The 17,820-nt window shown below is 68.0% G+C and carries 16 protein-coding genes; 10 read left to right on the top strand and 6 right to left on the bottom strand.

What is annotated here, in order from left to right; translation table 11 throughout:
- The coding region (locus AC1C2U_RS16870) for a carboxypeptidase regulatory-like domain-containing protein (RefSeq protein ID WP_495362931.1) at window positions 1–1,464 on the bottom strand (1,464 nt) is incomplete at its 3' end.
- A 529-nt stretch (window positions 1,465–1,993) separates the two neighbouring features.
- Here AC1C2U_RS16870 and AC1C2U_RS16865 point away from each other — a divergent pair.
- The gene (locus tag AC1C2U_RS16865; protein ID WP_495362930.1) at window positions 1,994–2,269 is read left to right on the top strand and encodes a lactate/malate family dehydrogenase; all 276 of its coding nucleotides are present in this window, start codon (window positions 1,994–1,996) and stop codon (window positions 2,267–2,269) included.
- Between the two features lie 68 nt (window positions 2,270–2,337).
- On the opposite strand, the gene AC1C2U_RS16860 is transcribed toward AC1C2U_RS16865, so the two are convergent.
- Window positions 2,338–3,147 (bottom strand): Bax inhibitor-1/YccA family protein, encoded by an 810-nt coding sequence (locus AC1C2U_RS16860; RefSeq protein ID WP_495362929.1) that lies wholly within the window; start codon window positions 3,145–3,147, stop codon window positions 2,338–2,340.
- 156 nt (window positions 3,148–3,303) lie between these two features.
- Between AC1C2U_RS16860 and AC1C2U_RS16855 the strand changes: the two genes are divergently transcribed.
- Entirely contained in the window at window positions 3,304–4,353 is a 1,050-nt protein-coding gene (locus AC1C2U_RS16855; protein ID WP_495362928.1) for a glycerophosphodiester phosphodiesterase family protein, read from the top strand.
- A gap of 4 nt (window positions 4,354–4,357) precedes the next feature.
- Here AC1C2U_RS16855 and AC1C2U_RS16850 read toward each other — a convergent pair whose 3' ends face one another.
- Window positions 4,358–5,182 carry a ChbG/HpnK family deacetylase gene (locus AC1C2U_RS16850; protein WP_495362927.1) on the bottom strand — a complete coding sequence of 275 codons (825 nt, stop codon included), beginning with the start codon at window positions 5,180–5,182 and terminating at the stop codon, window positions 4,358–4,360.
- Window positions 5,179–6,570: an MFS transporter gene (locus tag AC1C2U_RS16845; protein WP_495362926.1), complete on the bottom strand. Its 1,392-nt coding sequence runs from the start codon at window positions 6,568–6,570 to the stop codon at window positions 5,179–5,181. The genes AC1C2U_RS16850 and AC1C2U_RS16845 overlap by 4 nt, the downstream gene beginning before the upstream one ends.
- 150 nt (window positions 6,571–6,720) lie before the next feature.
- On the opposite strand from AC1C2U_RS16845, the gene AC1C2U_RS16840 reads away from it, so the two are divergent.
- The 6 genes from AC1C2U_RS16840 (at window position 6,721) to AC1C2U_RS16815 (ending at window position 12,996) form a co-directional block, all read left to right on the top strand.
- Window positions 6,721–9,201, top strand: a complete 2,481-nt coding sequence (locus tag AC1C2U_RS16840) for an ATP-dependent helicase (protein WP_495362925.1) — start codon at window positions 6,721–6,723, stop codon at window positions 9,199–9,201.
- 3 nt (window positions 9,202–9,204) lie between these two features.
- Window positions 9,205–10,320 carry an FUSC family protein gene (locus tag AC1C2U_RS16835; protein ID WP_495362924.1) on the top strand — a complete coding sequence of 372 codons (1,116 nt, stop codon included), beginning with the start codon at window positions 9,205–9,207 and terminating at the stop codon, window positions 10,318–10,320.
- Window positions 10,317–10,859, top strand: a complete 543-nt coding sequence (locus tag AC1C2U_RS16830; RefSeq protein ID WP_495362923.1) for an NUDIX domain-containing protein — start codon at window positions 10,317–10,319, stop codon at window positions 10,857–10,859. The genes AC1C2U_RS16835 and AC1C2U_RS16830 overlap by 4 nt, the downstream gene beginning before the upstream one ends.
- Window positions 10,860–10,967: 108 nt before the next feature.
- Window positions 10,968–11,891 (top strand): ABC transporter ATP-binding protein, encoded by a 924-nt coding sequence (locus AC1C2U_RS16825; RefSeq protein ID WP_495362922.1) that lies wholly within the window; start codon window positions 10,968–10,970, stop codon window positions 11,889–11,891.
- The gene (locus AC1C2U_RS16820) at window positions 11,888–12,736 is read left to right on the top strand and encodes an ABC transporter permease (RefSeq protein WP_495362921.1); all 849 of its coding nucleotides are present in this window, start codon (window positions 11,888–11,890) and stop codon (window positions 12,734–12,736) included. The genes AC1C2U_RS16825 and AC1C2U_RS16820 overlap by 4 nt, the downstream gene beginning before the upstream one ends.
- Window positions 12,733–12,996: a helix-turn-helix transcriptional regulator gene (locus AC1C2U_RS16815; RefSeq protein WP_495362920.1), complete on the top strand. Its 264-nt coding sequence runs from the start codon at window positions 12,733–12,735 to the stop codon at window positions 12,994–12,996. The genes AC1C2U_RS16820 and AC1C2U_RS16815 overlap by 4 nt, the downstream gene beginning before the upstream one ends.
- A gap of 71 nt (window positions 12,997–13,067) precedes the next feature.
- Here the strand turns inward: AC1C2U_RS16815 and AC1C2U_RS16810 are convergent, their stop codons facing one another.
- Entirely contained in the window at window positions 13,068–13,787 is a 720-nt protein-coding gene (locus AC1C2U_RS16810; protein ID WP_495362919.1) for a VIT1/CCC1 transporter family protein, read from the bottom strand.
- A gap of 208 nt (window positions 13,788–13,995) precedes the next feature.
- Between AC1C2U_RS16810 and sucC the strand changes: the two genes are divergently transcribed.
- On the top strand, window positions 13,996–15,162 hold the full coding sequence (gene sucC / locus AC1C2U_RS16805; RefSeq protein ID WP_495362918.1) for an ADP-forming succinate--CoA ligase subunit beta: 1,167 nt from the start codon (window positions 13,996–13,998) through the stop codon (window positions 15,160–15,162).
- A 15-nt stretch (window positions 15,163–15,177) separates the two neighbouring features.
- Window positions 15,178–16,080, top strand: coding sequence for a succinate--CoA ligase subunit alpha (gene sucD, locus AC1C2U_RS16800; protein WP_495362917.1), 903 nt, complete (start codon window positions 15,178–15,180; stop codon window positions 16,078–16,080).
- Window positions 16,081–16,197: 117 nt separating this feature from the next.
- Here the strand turns inward: sucD and AC1C2U_RS16795 are convergent, their stop codons facing one another.
- Window positions 16,198–17,778 (bottom strand): glycoside hydrolase family 30 protein, encoded by a 1,581-nt coding sequence (locus AC1C2U_RS16795; RefSeq protein WP_495362916.1) that lies wholly within the window; start codon window positions 17,776–17,778, stop codon window positions 16,198–16,200.
- Window positions 17,779–17,820 lie beyond the last annotated feature (42 nt).

The following is a 17,820-nucleotide window of genomic DNA, read 5'->3' as shown; positions in this document are numbered from 1 at the left end:
GTTGGGGTTGGTCAGGAGCATGGGGCCGCCGGTGATGCCGGCGACGGGTGCGCCGGAGAGTGCGTCGGCGTAGTTCATGCCGCTGGCGATGTATGCGACGGGGACGCCCGGGGTGAACTGCGACTGGGAGATGGCGACTGAGACTGCATAGCGGTCGGCGCCGAAGATACGGATAGTCTCGCGCACAGGACCCGCATCATAGGACTCCCAGAGTACCGGCGCATACCCTGGAGCCGTAGCGATCACTCGCACACTGAGATCCTGCCCGAAATGTTCACCGCTCGGGACGAAGCTGCGGCTGGTTGCGCCCTCAATGGGCGTCCGGTTCGTGAACCACTGGAACGCAAACTCAGCGCCGGGGGTGGGGGAGGAGATCTCCGCGACTACAGGCACCCCAACGAGCGGAGAGAACGTGCTCAACGACGGATCGGGGATCTCGACGCGGCGTGTCGATAACTGTGCATCCATTCCGTTGCGCACTTGACCTTGGGACAGCTCGAAGGCATCGGCGACGCTGCCGTCGGGCTTGTCGAGCCAGTACTCCCCGATGAACTCGCGTTCGTCGGCACCGCCCTTCCAGTAGTAGAGCGAGTACGTGCCCGGCTCCAGCCCACTGAACGTGTAGTGGCCGTCGGCAAACGTTCTCATTCCGGAAGGTCGATCCCATCTACCACCATTCGCCCGAAGCAACTCGACGACGTGCCCGCCCAGCGGGCTGCCGTCGGCATCCATGAGGACCCCTGTCACCACCGCGCCCGGTCGGAGCTTCGCGCGCATTCCCGTTAGTTGTTCATCCTGCGCAACTTCGAATGTGACGGCCTCGGCTTGGTCGGCGCTCCCATCCCACCAGGTTCGGAGGTGGTTCGATTCCCACGGCGGGACGAACTCCAAAGCGTACGCACCTGGCTTGAGCCCGTCGAAGAGAAAGGCTCCCGTCGTGTCTGTCTGGCGCGAGCCCGACGGAGTGAACGTTTCCCCGTCCACGTTGTAGAGCCGGATGCCGACATCTGCGAGGGGGGATCCGTCGATTCCCACGGCAACGCCCGCGATCTTCGAGCCCGAGGAGAGTTCCGCCTCCAAGCCGGTGAGCTGCTCGCCCGGTGCGACCGTGAAGCGGTCGGCCGTGGCAGCGTCGGGGCGATCCTTCCACCACTCTTCTTCGAACGGAGCGGAACAGAACCTCCAGATGCACGAGAATCGGAGCGTGTAGGTCCCAGCTGGCAGACCGGTGAAAGAATACGAGCCGTAGAAGTCCGTATCAACTACCCGATTGCTCCAGTAGTCGTACACGTCCACCCTGGTGAGGAAGACGCCCACGCCGCCCGCCGGTGAACCATCGACGCCCGTGATCACTCCTGACACGCTGGCGTTCCTCTCGTCAGCGGAAGCGATCATGTCCACGCCCGTGGCGTTCGCCGCGACAGGTGCAACCAAAGCGAGCACCGCAGTGAATGCGACGATCATCGGTACGCGGATACGGCGAAGGAATGAATGGAGGCACGCAGAAACGCGCCGGGCTGGGGAAGTGGGCAAAAGGGTCTCCGGGCGAGTTCGGGTTGGTCGCCCGGCTTCGTCGCGCGCAACTTGGCTAGGGGCTCGAGGATGATTTGACCACATCCGGGCCGCCGAGGGAAGCCCGATCCGAAGCGCTCATGTGACTCGCACTCACCAGGCGTTCTCAGTCTGCTCCGCGCGCTGGGACGATGAAGCCGCCGACGAGCCGAATCGGCGGTCTCACTCGACCCGACCCGCTTGATCCGGCCTGGTTCTCGTAGTGACGACTGTCGCCCGTGCGCAGCGTGGAAGGAAGGCTCACTGACGGTCGCCGAGAACACCGCGGTCGGAGCCGGCAGTGTCGGTACGAGTCTGGCCTATGCGGCCCTCATCCCTGGTGCGGTGAACGAGGTCGCACTGCACGACTTTGCGCGAGGAGGTCGATGCCGAGGTGCTCGAGCTCGCGCACGGGCGCAGTTCACGGGATCGTCCGTGAGCGGTGGCCGACCTCGGCGTCGTTGAGGGCTCGCACCTCATCATCGTCACCGCGGGGGCGAATCAGCAGCCCGGGCAGCCGCGGCTTGCGCTTGCAGGCACGAACGTGCGCATCCTCGAGAATCCGTTGCCTGCGCACGTCGCCCTGCCGCTGCCGAGCGTGGTCGGAGGCGACGGCGCAGTGCCCGTCGCCGAGACGCCGTTGTCGCCCGAAGAGCAACTGCTGCTGCGGGCCTCGGCCGATGCGATCCGCGCCGCGGTCGCGACGCTCGGCATCTGAGCCGACCTGCGCCCGAAACGACGAACGGCCGCCCGAGGGCGGCCGTTCAAAGAGGCGTTGCGCGTACGTCAGTCGCCGGATTGGGCGATCGCGAGCATGCGCAGGATCTCGAGGTACAGCCAGATGACCGTGACCATGATGCCGAAGACACCCGACCACTCGTACTTCTTCGGGGCGCGGTTGCGCACGCCCTGCTGGATGAAGTCGAAGTCGAGCACGAGCGAGTAGGCCGCCATGATGACGACGAGCACGCCGAGGATCAGACCGAGCGGGATGCCCATGATCGGCACGGAACGCAGCCCGAACGCGTCATCGGTCGCACCGAAGATCATGAGCCCGAAGTTCACGAGCGAGAAGACCGCGTAGCCGACCATCGCGATGAGGAAGATCTTCGTCGCCTTCTTCGACGCGCGGATCTTGCCCGAGGCGAAGAGCGCGAGCGTCACGCCGACGACGACGAGGGTTGCGATGACGGCCTGTGCGACGATGCCGCCGCCGAACGCCGTCTCGTACCACGACGAGATGCCGCCGACGAAGACGCCCTGCACGCCCGCGTAAGCGAGGATGAGGGCCGGCGACGGCTCCTTCTTGAAGATGTTGACGAGAGCGAGCACGAAGCCGATGATGCCGGCGCCGATCCAGAGGAACGGGACGGCCTCGGTCGTGACCCAGCCGAGCGCGGCACCGACGAGCAGCAGGCCGAACGAGACGGCCGCCTTCTGGATCGTGGTGTCGACCGCCATGGTCTCGCCGGCGGGCGGGGTGGCGGGCTGGTTGTACATCTCTTGCAGCTGCTGTGCCGAGATGTCTGGCGCGGCCACGCCTCCCTTGGCGGAGAACGCGGAGTTCCGCGCGAAGGCGGGGTTGTCGAGAGCCATGGGTTTCCTCTGCTTTCGGCTGTGGTCTTGCTCGGGCGGCGGCTGCACGTGGCATCCGTTGCCAGAACAAACCTACCCGAGTTACCGGTGACAACGCCTTGAGTTCTCGCGGAATTCCCGCGGTTTTCGTCGCGTGCCCTGACTACGCTGGATCACATGCTGCACGACGAGACTTCGCGCCCTCTCGTGATCGGTCACCGTGGCGCACCGGGCTACCGCCCAGAGCACACTCGCTCGGCCTACGAACTCGCGTTCGCGCTCGGCGCCGACGCGGTCGAGCCCGACATCGTCGCGACGCGCGACGGCGTGCTGGTGCTGCGACACGAGAACGAGATCTCGGGCACCACGGATGTCGCGAGCCGCCCTGAATTCGCCGGTCGCCGCACCACGCGCGAGATCGACGGCACGGCCCTCACCGGCTGGTTCACTGAAGACTTCACGTGGGCCGAACTCGCCACACTGCGTGCGCGGGAGCGCCTCGGCTCGCTCCGTCAGGCGAGCGCGAGCTTCGACGGGCGATTCCCGATCATCCGGCTGCGCGAGCTCTTCGAGCTCATCGACGTCGCCGCGGGGGAGCAGCGGCGGCTGCTGCGGATGGTCGCCGAGTTCAAGCACGCCGCGCATTTCGATGCGCTGGGGCTCCCGCTCGACGAGCTCTTCGCAGGCGAACTCGACACGGCAGGCTGGGGCCGCGGCGATGAGCGGCTCATCATGGAGGCGTTCGAGCCGACTCTGCTCGACCGGCTCGGGGCACGCGGCATCCGGGGCAAGCGGGTGTTCCTCATCGAGGGCGCGGGTGCGCCGTGGGATCTCGTGCTCGAGCAGGGCCGAGCTGCGCCCCGCTACGACTCGTTCGTGACCGAGGCTGGACTGCTGGGACTCACCGGGAGATTCGACGGGGTGAGCGTCGGCAAGGCGCGGCTCGTCGGCGGGGCTCGCGTGAAGCGGGCTGCGGATGCCTCGAGTCGGCCGCTCGCGGGGGCCGACCTCGTCGATGCGGCGCACGCCGCGGGCCTCGAGATCTACACCTGGACCTTGCGCCCCGAGAACCGGTTCCTGTCGGCTCCGTTCCGGCGCGGCACCGCCCGTGCGGCCTACGGCGATTGGCTCGGCGAGTTCGTCGAGGTCATGCGCATGGGTGTCGACGGGGTGTTCGTCGACCAGCCCGACCTCGGACTCGAGGCACGTCGGGCTGCGACGGTCTGACGGTTCACCACGCCTCGACGAGCTCGATGCCCTCCGCGTCGATCGCCGCACGGAACCGATCGTCGCGGAGCAGTGCGAGCTCCCATGCGCGGACGATGCCGTCGGGGCCGGCGACCGCGTGCTCGGGCGCTGGGTGCATGAAGACCTCGCTCGTACCCTCGGGCAGTGCGGAGAGGATGCGGAGATAGCCGTCGAGGAGTGCGTCGTAGCCGCCGAGTTGCGCCGCAGAGCTGCGGTTCGTCGCGATCGCTGCGGGAATCGGCACGCCGAGTGCGTCAGCGGCAGCCACCGCCGTGGCGTGCGCTGCCGCCGTTTCGGCGGGTAGGGCGCCGCCGATGTAGAGCGTCGGGTCGCGCGGGAGCCGGAACCCCAGTCGGTGGCGCGCCGCGAGTTCGAGGGCCTCGCCCGTGAACGAGCGTCCGGTGAGTCCGTAGAGCGTGCCGGCATGCGAGTCGAGGGCGAGCGGTCGGATGCCCCAGTCGAGCAACCGCTGGAGTTGTGCGCCGAGCTCGGTGGCGACCTCGCCGGGGACGGCCCGGGTGCCCACTTCGTCGGGATCGAACGGCAGCATGCCGTCGCCCGAGACGAGTGAGGCGGCGGCTTCGATCGGCCGCCATCCGGCGAGGCCGCGCTCGCTCGAAAGCGTCGCGTGCAGGCGCGGGACGACCCCTGCGGCGGCGACCGCGGTCGCCGCCGCCTGCGCACCGGGGGCGACGACGATGACCGTCGTCGCTGTGATGGCGCCCTCGGCGGCGAGGCGTGCGATCTCGACGGCGCTCTCAGGCTCGCGCCCCAGGTCGTCGGCGGTGAGCACGAGTCGTCGGGTCATTGCGCCGTCTCGTCGTCTGCTGCGGCGGCGCGCACCGACGCGAGGGTCGTGCCGCCGTCGGCCTCGGCTTCGGAGAGCCCCTCGGGAACCCGGATGAAGCGGGCGAGGATCGCCCCGATGACGCAGAGGATGAAGGGGTAGACGCAGAGGTACACGCGGTACGCGACATCCGGCTGGGTGCCCGGATCGTCACCCGAGTTGTAGCCGAAGAAGATGCCGAGCGAGGCGAGTGCGAGGCCCGTGATGATGCCGTTGAGCCGACCGAAGAACCCGAACGCCGAGAGGAAGAGGCCCTCGCGATGCTGGCCGTGCCGACGGGCATCATCGTCGAGCACTCGCGCCACGATGAGATCGTTCGTGGCGAGCATGCCCGAGTAGCCTGCGCCGACGACGAGGCCCGCGAGGAGTGCCGTGACGAGGTCGACGGCGAAGAAGAGGGGAATGAAGCTGAGCGCGAGGATCACGAAGGCGAGGCGCCACGCGAACGCAGCGCCCTTGCGTCGGATCACGCGCGTCCAGACCACGAGGCCGCCCGCAGAGCAGAGGATCACGGTGGCCTGGAGGTAGAGCGCGTTCGCGACGGGCAGACCGAGGGAATAGCGCACGAACAGCTGGAGTCCCGCGAGCACGAGCGCCATGGCGCTCGCGTAGCAGGCGCCAGCCACACCGATCGACCAGAACTTCGGGTTGCGGATGATCGTGAGGAGCGTCGGGAAGAAGCGCGAGCGCTGGGCTTCGGCGTAGCGAGGGTTCTCCTTCGCGCTGAACGCCATGAAGAGGATGACGATCGTGGCGATCGCGCCATAGATGATCGCCGTCGTCGTGAAGCCGACCGTCGTCTCCTCGGTGCCGAACACCGAGGTGGTCAACAGCGGCGTCACCGCGAGCGAGACGACGAGCGCGACGAGCTGGAAGCCCTGCCGCAACGAGTTCGCCATCGAACGGGTGCGCTCGCGGGGGAAGAGTTCGGGCAGCAGGGCCCCGTAGTTCGCGTTCAGCATCGAGTCGAACGCCTCGCAGAGGATCGCGAACACCGCGAACCAGAGCACGAGTCCGATGCCGTCGAGCGAGTCGGGGGCGGAGAAGAACGCGATCATGCTCGCGGCGAGGAGCGGCGCGCCGATGACGAGCCACGGGCGGCGGCGTCCCCACCGGGTGCGAGTGCGGTCGGAGAGGTGGCCGAGCACGGGGTTGTCGACGGCGTCGATCACGGCGTACACGATCATGACGCCCGCATACACGCGCACATCGAGGCCGAGGATGTCGACGTAGTAGAGGATCATCGACCCCTTGATCATGTTGATCGGGATCGAGGTGCCGAACATGCCGATGGCGTACCGCCAGGGCGGGGTGGCGGGGGCAGGGGGCATCTCGGAGCGTTCGGTCATCATCGTCCTTCGCTGGGGGTGCGCAAATGTTACGACATTCTGAGGATGTTCGTCGAGGGGTCGGGCCGGGAGTCCAGGGCGTCGAGACGGTCACCACGAGCCCGACGCCCGAGGAGTGATGTCGGCCGTCGCGCCTACACTTGAAGGGATATGACGCTGATCCTCGACCCCGACGAACCGGCCGGCTGGCGCGAGGCCCAGCCCGCGACATCCGAAGGCCACTCCGGCTCCCGATTGACCGACGGGCTGAACCCCGAACAGCGCGAAGCCGTCGAGTACCGCGGGCCTGCACTGCTCATCGTCGCGGGCGCAGGCTCGGGCAAGACACGCGTGCTCACGCACCGCATCGCGAGCCTCATCGAGAGCCGCGAGGCGTGGCCGAGCCAGATCCTCGCGATCACGTTCACCAACAAGGCCGCGGCCGAGATGCGCGAGCGCGTCCAGGCGCTGCTCGGCGAAAGCGCGTCGGGCATGTGGATCTCGACCTTCCACTCAGCGTGCGTGCGCATCCTGCGCCGCGAGGCCGAGTCGATCGGCATGTCGTCGACGTTCACGATCTACGACTCCGCCGACCAGCGCACGATTCTCAAGCGCATCATCAAAGAGCTCGCGGCCGACACCATGGGCTTCACGCCCGCGAGTGCGCAGGCCAAGATCTCGAAGCTGAAGAACGAACTCGCCGACGCAGAGACGCACGCGCGCAACGCGAACATGAACGACCCGCAAGAGGTCATGTTCCTCGAGATCTTCCGCCAGTACACGCGGCGGCTGCGCGCGGCGAGCGCGTTCGACTTCGACGATCTGATCGCCGAGACGGTGTATCTCTTCCGGGCCTTCCCGAAGGTCGCCGCCCTCTACCAGCGCCGGTTCCGGCACATCCTCGTCGACGAGTACCAAGACACGAACCACGCGCAGTACTCGCTCATCCACGAGCTGACGAGGCCCGTCGCGCGCGAGCTCGTCGAAGAACTCGACAGCAACGGCATCCTGGTGAGAGGGCTGACGGATGCCTCGGGGGCGATCCCCGGCGCAAGCCTCACGGTCGTCGGCGACTCCGACCAGTCGATCTACGCATTCCGAGGGGCCGACATTCGCAACATCTCGGAGTTCGAGCGCGACTTCCCCGGGGCGAAGGTCGTGCTGCTCGAGCAGAACTACCGTTCGACCCAGAACATTCTCTCGGCGGCGAACGCCGTGATCGCGAACAACTTCGACCGTAAAGAGAAGAAGCTCTGGACGGCCGACGGCGATGGCGCGCAGATCACGGGCTACACGGGCTACACCGCGCACGACGAGGCCCAGTTCATCGCCGACGAGATCGAGTCGCTGCACCGCGAGGGCGTCGCCTATCGCGACATCGCCGTCTTCTACCGCACCAACGCGCAGACCCGCGCGTTGGAAGAGATCTTCGTGCGATCGGCAGTGCCGTACCGCGTCGTCGGCGGCACCAAGTTCTACGAGCGCGCCGAGATCAAAGACGCGATGGCCTACCTGATCGCGGTTGCCAACCCCGTCGACGAGCTCGCACTCCGCCGCATCCTGAACACCCCGAAGCGCGGCATCGGGCCGGCGACCGAGACAGCACTCGCCACGTTCGCCGAGCACAACGGGCTGACGTTCCGGCAGGCGATACGCGCTGCCGACGGGCTCGGCCTCGGTCCGAAGGTGACGGGCGCGATCTCGGCGCTCGCGAAGGTGCTCGACGAGGCCGCCGCGATGCTCGTGCCGGTTTCGACAGGCTCAACCAGCGAAGGAGCCGCCGACACGAACGTGGGTGCGGCGAAGGTCTCCGATGTGCTCGTGTACCTCATGGAGCATTCGGGTCTGCTCGACGCGCTCCGCAACAGCCGCGACCCGCAAGACGAGACCCGCGCCGAGAACGTCGAAGAACTCGTCGCGCAGACGCGCGACTTCGACCGTGAGAACCCCGGGGCCACGCTCGTCGACTTCCTCACCCAGGTCTCGCTCGTGGCTGCGGCCGACGAGCTCGACGACGCATCCGGCACCGTCTCGCTCATGACGCTGCACACGGCGAAGGGTCTCGAGTACCACGCGGTGTTCCTCACCGGCATCGAAGAGGGCCTGCTGCCGCACCAGATGTCGGCCTCCGAACCGGGTGGGCCCGCTGAAGAGCGACGGCTCTTCTACGTGGGCATCACGCGTGCCCGCAAGCGGCTGTATCTCTCGCTCGCGATGAGCCGGGCGCAGTTCGGCGAGGTCGCGGTGGCGATGCCGTCGCGCTATCTGCAGGAGATCCCCGAGGGCCTCATCGACTGGCGCCAGTCGCCGGGCATGGCGACGTCGCGCGGTGGCACGCAGCCGCGCGCGCTCAACGCCCGTCGCGGTGCTCCTGGCGGGGCGTGGGGTACGCGCGACCGCGACCTCGAGCGGTTCAGCGTGACGAAGTCCGACAAGCCGAAGACGGAGTGGGCTAATCGGGTCACCGGCACGGTGCGCGACAACGGCGACCTCACGCTCGAGGTCGGGGACCGTATCCGCCACGTCGACTTCGGCGAGGGCAAGGTCACCCAGGTCACGGGCGAGGGCACGAAGCGCATCGCGCACGTCAGTTTCGACACCGCAGGGCAGAAGAAGCTCCTCATCAAGATCGCGCCCATCGAGAAGCTCTGAGCGATGCCGGACTCGCGCGCATCGCACCGGCCGGAGGGGCTCGTCGCGCGACTGCGTTCGCTGCGCGCACTCGACCTCGAGGTGGCGTTCCGGGCGGCCCTCGCGGCGGGCATCCCGCTCACCGTGCTCGTCGTGCTCGGCCGCGTCGATCTCGCCGCGTACGCCGCATTCGGCGGAATGACCGCGATCTTCGGGCGCAGCGAGCCGTACCGCACACGGTTGCGCACGGTCACGGCCGCAGGGGCGGTGCAGCTCGGTGCGGTGGGCGTCGGCATTCTGCTGTCGGTCGCCGAGGCGCCGCTCGCAGTCGAGGCCGCCGCGCTCGCCGCGGTGATCGCCCTCGTGATCGTGCTCTTCAATACGCTCGGGGTCACGCCGTCGGGGCCGTTGTTCGCGGTCTTCGCCGTGCTCGTCTGCGCGGCCCAGCCCGTCGACGACGGCAGCGGATGGCTCCGCTGGGGCGTCGCCGCGGCCGCGGCGACGTTCGCGTGGCTGCTTGCGATGTCGGGATGGCTCTTGCGCCGCGCCGTGCGCACCCGCGGGGAGCAGATCTTCAAGTCGCTGCCTCGCACGACGCCGGTTCGGGTGCGGGCGTACGCCGACCCCCGGGTGTGGCTGAACGTGGTGCAGAGCGTCGTCGCGGCCCTCGTCGCCGGCGGCATCGCCGTGTTGCTCGGCATCGGCCACCCGTACTGGGCTGTGGTCAGCGCCGTCGCCGTGATTCCTCCGGCGAGGTCCGCCCACACCGTGCAGCGCGCGTGGCACCGGGTCATCGGCACGGCCGTCGGCGTCGGCGTCACCGGGCTCGTGCTCTGGCCCGATCCGCCGATCTGGGTGCTCGTCATCGTCATTGCGATCTGCCAGTTCGCCGCCGAGATCCTCGTGGGTCGGCACTACGGGGCTGCGCTCGTCTTCGTCACGCCGCTCGCACTCGTGGTCGCGAGCCTCGCCGGCTCGACGTCGCTGCCGGTGCTGCTCGGTGACCGATTGATCGAGACCGTCGTCGGCGCGGTGATCGGCGTCGTGGCGGTGCTCCTCGCCCGAGGCTTCGTCGAGCGCGTGCCGATGCCACCGCCGACCGCCGCCACACCGAGCATCCGACCGAAGGAGGAACCATGACCTGGACGACCCGCGCCCGACGCACGGTGTACGAGAACCCGTGGATCACCGTCACCGAAGACGAGGTCGTGCGTCCCGACGGTCGCGACGGCATCTACGGGGTCGTCGAACTCAGAAACGACGCCGTGTTCGTCGTCGCGATGACCGACGACGACGAGGTGCTCCTCGTCACGATCGACCGGCACACGGTCGGCGAATCAGTCGAGGTGCCGGCGGGTGGCACCGACGGTGAGAGCCCGCTCTCGGCCGCTCGCCGCGAGTTGCTCGAGGAGACCGGCCACGAGGCGGCCGAGTGGCGCGAGATCGGACGCATGACCGCCCTGAACGGCATCTGCCGCGCCCGTGAGGTCGTCTACCTCGCGACGGGCCTGCGCCACGTGGCATCCGTTGCCGACTCTCAGGCCGAAGAGGGCATCGGCCGCCTGCAGGCGGTGCCGTGGCGCGAGGCCGTGCGCATGGTGCGCGACGGCGAGATCACCGACGGCGAGACCGTCGCGGCGCTCTTCTACGCGGCAGCAGCGCTCGGTCGCATCGGCTGATCGGCGTCGCGCGACGGATTGCGCCCGCGGCTTGAAGTACTCGTCGGCCTGAATGTAGTATCTCTACTACATTACGCACGCCTTCGACGGTGGGGAGAGGTGAGTCACGTGGCATCCGTTGATGCGGTCATCGAAGTGCACGGACTGCGAATGCAGTACGGATCCCACGTCGTGCTCGACGGCGTCGATCTCGACGTGCATCGCGGCGAGGTCGTCGCGCTGCTCGGACCGAACGGCGCCGGAAAGACGACGACGATCGAGGTGCTCGAGGGGTTTCGTGCCCGAGACGACGGCACGGTGCTCGTCTTCGGCGAAGATCCCTTTCACGCCGGTGAGGCATGGCGGGCACGCATCGGCGTGGTCCTCCAATCGTGGCGCGACCACGGCCGGTGGCCGGTCGGGGAGCTCCTCCGCCAGTTCCGTTCGCTGTACCTGCCCTTCGTCGAAGCCGGCCGGTCGGGGCCGTACGAGGTGGATGAGCTGCTCGACATGGTGGGACTCGCCGAACACCGCACCGCGCGTGTGCGGTCGCTGTCGGGTGGCCAGCGTCGGCGTCTCGACGTCGCGATCGGACTGGTCGGACATCCAGAGCTGCTCGTCCTCGACGAGCCCACGACCGGCTTCGATCCGATCGCCCGGCACGAGTTCCACGAACTCATCCACCGCCTGAGCGATTTCGATCGCACGACCGTGCTGTTCACGACCCACGATCTCGCCGAAGCAGAGAAGATGGCCGACCGTATCCTCATCCTCGACGGCGGTCGCATCGTGGCGAACGGGAGTGCCGTCGAGCTCGCCTCCGCCGTTGCCGGCGCGAGCGAGGTCACCTGGCGCGAAGACGGCATGTTCCAGGTGCACAGCGCGGCCGATCCCGTGCCGTTCGTGCGAGAGCTGCTCGCACGCCCGGGCGTCGAGATCACCGAACTGCAGATTCGGTCGCAGACCCTCGAAGAGACGTACCTCGCCATGGTTGCGAAACGGGAGGCCGACCCGGTCGGAGTGACGGCCGGCGAGAGGGGAGTGGCATCGTGAGCGCGACCGCATCGGCCGTGCGGGCGGGCATCCGCAGGGGGCTCACCGAGTTCGGCATTTCGCTCCGCACGCCGAGCGAAGCGTCGTACATCGGCGTCGGCATCGTCATCGTGGTGGTCGTGCTGTGGTTGAACCGCGACGCCGAGATCGTGCCGGGACTGCCGGCCGCCTCGTTCATCGTCGGGAGCATCCTGACCATCCAGCTCGTCTTCGTCGCGTGCTATAGCCTCGCCGCTGTGGTCGCGACCGAACGTGAAGACGGCACACTCCTTCGAGCGCGATCGCTGCCGACGGGTGTGCTCGCCTATGTGACCGGCATCACTGCGAAGACGCTGGCCGAGTTCGTGACGAACGTCGGCATCACACTCGTCGCCGCGGCGATCCTGCTCGGTTCGAGCCTCGGGCTCGACTGGGCCGATATCGCCGTCGTCGCGGGAATCCTCGTCGTCGGATTCGTCGCGTTGACGACCCTCGGGTTCGTGCTCGGGGCGATCTTCCGCAATCCCCGCATGGTCGGTGGGTGGGGCATCCTCGCCGTGGGTGCGCTCGCATGGTTCTCCGGCCTCATCCAGCCGCTCGCGAGCATGCCGTCGTGGGCGCAGGCGATCGGCCAGGCGACGCCGCTCTACTGGGTTGGTCTGGGGCTTCGCAGCGCGTTCCTCCCCGACGAGTTCGCGAGCCTCGAGATCGACGGGTCGTGGCGGTTGCTGCTCGCCTTCGCGGTGGTCTCCGCCTGGGCGATCGCGGGCCTCCTGATCTCTCCGATCCTCATCCGTCGGGTGGCCAGGCGCGAGACCGTCGCGGGCATCGAAGCCCGGCGCCAAGCCGCCCTGCAGCGCGCATGAGCACGCCCGCCGGTCGTGACCACGGTCGGTCGGAACAGGTGCACAACCGGGTGGCGATGCTGCGTGCCGATCGTCGCATCTCGCGTCGCGAACTCGCCGGCGCGCTCGGGGTGCATTACCAGACGATCGGATACCTCGAACGGGGCGAGTTCAATCCGAGCCTGCATCTCGCGCTTCGCATCGCCCGGTACTTCGACGTGCCGGTCGACTTCGTGTTCTCACTCGACGAGTTCCCCCATCTCGGCCCGCACTCGGCGTGAGTGCGGGGTGCGGGCGCGATGCGTGGGCTCGACGGCGCGCACCGATTGGCGGCCCGCCGGTGCGATCACGACTACACGGCGACCCCGAGTGCGGCGCCGATCGCCCATGTGACGAGCAGCGCGAGCGCGCCGCCGATCGTGACGCGGAGGATCGCGCGGAGCACGGGGCTGCCGCCGATCCAGGCGCTCAGCCAACCGGTGATGGCGAGCGCGACGACGACAGCGACGAAGGTCGTCGGGATCCGCCACTCCGGCGGTGGCAGCAGGATCGCGAGCATCGGCAGCACGGCGCCGACGAGGAATGAGAGAGCGGATGCCCCGGCCGCATGCCATGGGTTCACGACGTCGGTCTGGTCGATGTGGAGCTCGACCTCGAGGTGCGCGGCGAGAGCGTCGTGCGTGGTGAGTTCACGGGCCACCGTGTCGGCGGTCTCGGCGGAGAGCCCCTTCGCCCGGTAGAGCCCCGCCAGCTCGGCGAGCTCCTGCTGCGGCATGGTCTCGAGCTCCCATCGCTCCTTCGCGATGAGTGCGCGTTCGGAGTCTCGTTGGCTCGAGACGGAGACGTACTCGCCGAGGCCCATCGAGATGGCACCGGCGACCACCGCGGCGACTCCGGCGACGAGCACCGGGCCGACGTCGTCGGTGGCGGCCGCGACGCCGACGACGAGCGCGGCGACCGAGACGATGCCGTCGTTCGCGCCGAGCACTCCGGCGCGCAGCCAATTGAGCTTCGCGTGCACCGAGCCGTCGTGCGGGTCGGTGCGGTGGATCGGTTCTCCGGCGGCCGTCATCTCGCCAGTCTTCCACCGTCCGAGGCGACTGCACGAGTGTGTGCGCTCGGGCCGGCGGGCCGGGCAGAGCCGGTTCGGCCGCGCCGAACGGGGGGAGTAGCATGGAACATGGCCCACTTATCTTGACGTCGAGATTCTTCGGCGCGTCGGGCCGACACCCACCAGCCCCTGTGCGCTTTCGCGCGTGCGGACCGATTGGAAGTAGAGCGTGGATCTTTACGAGTACCAGGCCAGAGACCTGTTCGAGCGATACGGGGTCCCGGTGCTCCCGGGCATCGTCGCCGACACCCCCGATGAAGTACGTGCGGCGGCCGAGCAGCTCGGCGGCGTCGTAGTCGTCAAAGCCCAGGTGAAGACCGGCGGCCGCGGCAAGGCCGGCGGCGTCAAGGTCGCGAAGACCCCCGACGAGGCCTACGAGGCCGCGAAGGCGATTCTCGGCCTCGACATCAAGGGCCACGTCGTCAAGCGCGTCATGGTCGCCGGTGGCGCACGCATCGCGCAGGAGTTCTACTTCTCCGTGCTGCTCGACCGGGCGAACCGCTCCTACCTCTCGCTCACGAGCGTCGAGGGCGGCATGGAGATCGAGGTGCTCGCCGTCGAGAAGCCCGAGGCGCTCGCTCGCGTCGAGGTCGACCCGATCGCCGGCATCGATGCGGCGAAGGCCCGCGAGATCGCGGTCGCCGCGAACTTCCCGGCCGAGCTCGTCGACAAGGTCGCCGATGTCTTCGTGAAGCTCTACGAGGTCTATAAGGGCGAAGACGCGACCCTCGTCGAGGTCAACCCGCTGATCCTCGACGAAGACGGTAACGTCATCGCACTCGATGGCAAGGTCACCCTCGACGAGAACGCCGAGTTCCGTCACGCCGGCCACGCGCTCCTCGAAGACAAAGACGCCGCGGACCCGCTCGAGGCCGCCGCGAAGGCGCTCGACCTCAACTACGTCAAGCTCGACGGCGAGGTCGGCATCATCGGCAACGGCGCGGGCCTCGTCATGTCGACGCTCGACGTCGTCGCCTACGCGGGCGAGAACCACGGCGGCGTCAAGCCCGCCAACTTCCTCGACATCGGCGGCGGCGCCTCGGCAGAGGTCATGGCCAACGGCCTCGGCATCATCCTCGGCGACCCGCAGGTCAAGAGCGTCTTCGTGAACGTCTTCGGCGGCATCACCGCGTGCGACCAGGTAGCGAAGGGCATCGTCGGCGCGCTCGCCGAGCTCGGCTCCACGGCGAACAAGCCGCTCGTCGTGCGTCTCGACGGCAACAACGTCGTCGAGGGTCGCCGCATCCTCGAGGAGGCGGCGCACCCGCTCGTCACCCTCGCCGAGAACATGGACCAGGGCGCCGACAAGGCCGCCGAGCTGGCGAACGCCGCGTAGTTAGGGAATCGAAGAATGACTATCTTCCTCAACAAGGACTCCAAGGTCATCGTCCAGGGCATCACCGGCGGCGAGGGCTCCAAGCACACGGCGCGCATGCTCGCGGCGGGCACCCAGGTGGTCGGCGGCGTGAACGCCCGCAAGGCCGGCACCACGGTGCTGCACCCCGACAAAGACGGCAACTCGGTCGAGCTGCCCGTCTTCGCCACGGTCGCCGAGGCCATCGCACAGACGGGGGCGGATGTCTCCATCGCCTTCGTTCCTCCGGCGTTCACGAAAGACGCCGTGGTCGAGGCCATCGACGCCGAGATCCCGCTCCTCGTGATCATCACCGAGGGCGTTCCCGTCGGCGATTCGGCCGAGTTCTGGGCGTACGCCAAGGAGAAGGGCAACACGACCCGCATCATCGGGCCGAACTGCCCCGGCATCATCAGTCCCGGTGAGTCGCTCGTCGGCATCACGCCCGCGAACATCACCGGCAAGGGGCCGATCGGCCTCGTGTCGAAGTCGGGCACGCTGACCTACCAGATGATGTACGAGCTGCGCGATCTCGGCTTCTCGACAGCCATCGGCATCGGCGGCGACCCGATCATCGGCACGACGCACATCGACGCGCTCGCCGCGTTCGAGGCCGACCCTGAGACCAAGGCGATCGTGATGATCGGCGAGATCGGCGGCGACGCCGAAGAGCGGGCGGCCGACTTCATCAAGTCGAACGTCACGAAGCCGGTCGTCGGCTACGTCGCTGGCTTCACGGCTCCCGAGGGCAAGACCATGGGTCACGCCGGCGCCATCGTTTCCGGCTCCGCCGGTACCGCTCAGGCGAAGAAGGAGGCCCTCGAGGCCGCCGGTGTCAAGGTCGGCAAGACGCCGTCCGAGACTGCCGCGCTGCTCCGCGAGGTGTACGCCGCGCTCTAGACACTTCCGCTCGACGAACGGCCCCGCAGACTTCGACCTGCGGGGCCGTTTCGGTCGGCGGGCGGATGTCGGTTGGGACTCGTGCCATGAATGAACGACTCGTCATCACCTCTCACGTCAACCCACCTGATGCGTGATCGTCGTGAGCGAGTGTCCTGGCACCTCGAGTACGAACTCCTGAGACTGAGCTTCTATTCGCACCGACCGAGGCTGGTCGGCGCCATTCCAGACGATGACGACCAGCGAGCCGGCTGGGGTGCGAAAGGCGATCTGCCGCAGGTCCGTCTCATCCGAAGACGATTCCACCCGCACGGAACCGGGCGGCACCGCCGAGCCGGCGTGCGCGAGAACGTAGTACTCGGCATTGCGGGTCACCGTGCCGTCATCGGCGATGGTCACGACGCCGGAGCACGATTCACAGCCGCCTCGATGCGGCCCGTGCTGCTCGTTCAGAGCCAGGTTCCACGTGAGCACGCCCGTCGCCTGATTCTCGAGCGCACCGATGAGCAGGTTCGTCGATTGCCACGAGAACGTGTCAGCGAAGACCTTCTCGGGGGCATCACCTGGCGCGCCCGACCCTGAACACTCGGTCACCCAGATCTGCATGTCGCCGAACTGCTCCCAGATCTGCAACTGCGCCGAGGCATCCCCGAAGTAGCAGTGGTAGGCGATGCCGTCGAGCCATTCGGCGGCTGTCGTGCGCAAGAGGTCGGCGGGATACTGAGAAGCCGGGTCCTCTCCTTCGGGAGTCGAGGCGGCGTCGGCCGGACTCAACGTCCAGTTGTGGTCGTATCCGAGGATGCCGGTGTCGAGCCCGGCGTCGGCCAGCGCCGGGCCGAGCCGCTCGATCAGCTTCGCCCCCTGCCAGACAGGCATGTCGGTGCCGGGGTAGCCGTCGGGATGGCGCAACTGCGGCTCGTTCTGCACCGTGAGCAGACCGATGTCGAGACCGGCATCGCGGTATGCCTCGACGAATCGCACCAGATACTCCGTGTAGGTGTCGTACGCCCGGTCCTCGTCGATGAGACGACCTCCCTCGAGCGAACCGCTCGTCTTGAGCCATGCCGGCGGGCTCCACGGCGATGCGATCAAGCGTATGTCCGGGTTGATGGCGAGCACTTCCAGCAGGACCGGAATCATGGACGCTCGGTCGGGTGCGATGTCGAAGCCGTCGAGCGACCAGTCCGTCTCGCCCGGCGGGAGATCATCGAAGGTGAACGCGTCACCTGCGACGAAGTCCGAGGCGCCGATCGGCAGACGCAGCACCGTCAGCCGCACCGGCCCGTGCGGCGAGAACAACTCGTCGATCAGCGCCGCCCGCGCAGCCTCCGGAATCTGTGCGAGCAGGTCTGCGGAGGCATGGGTCATCGCAGCCCCGAATCCGCGGATCTCCTGTGCTGTCGTGGCTGAATCGACGCGGATGTCCGGCGGCTCGTTGCCGGCCGATGAGGTGACTTCCACGCTGATCTCCTGCAGTCGCTCACCGCCGTTCGCGCTCGTCGTCACTGCGACCGGTCGACTGCGCTCCGGTGCACTCGACTCCGCACTCTCTGTGCCTCCGGTCGGTGGTGATGCGGTGGAGGTCGCGATCGTGATGGCCACGACGGCCATGAGGCCGGCGACGACCAGACCCGCGATGACCCACCCGACCTTCCGCTGGTGGAGCCAGTCGGCACCAGGTCGTCGCGTGCTGATCATCTGTGCTCCTCTCGCGGGAGGTGAGGACGAGATGGGCCCGGC

It is taken from the genome of Agromyces sp. Y575, assembly GCF_059445445.1.
This window is presented reverse-complemented; position numbering and strand designations above follow the sequence as displayed.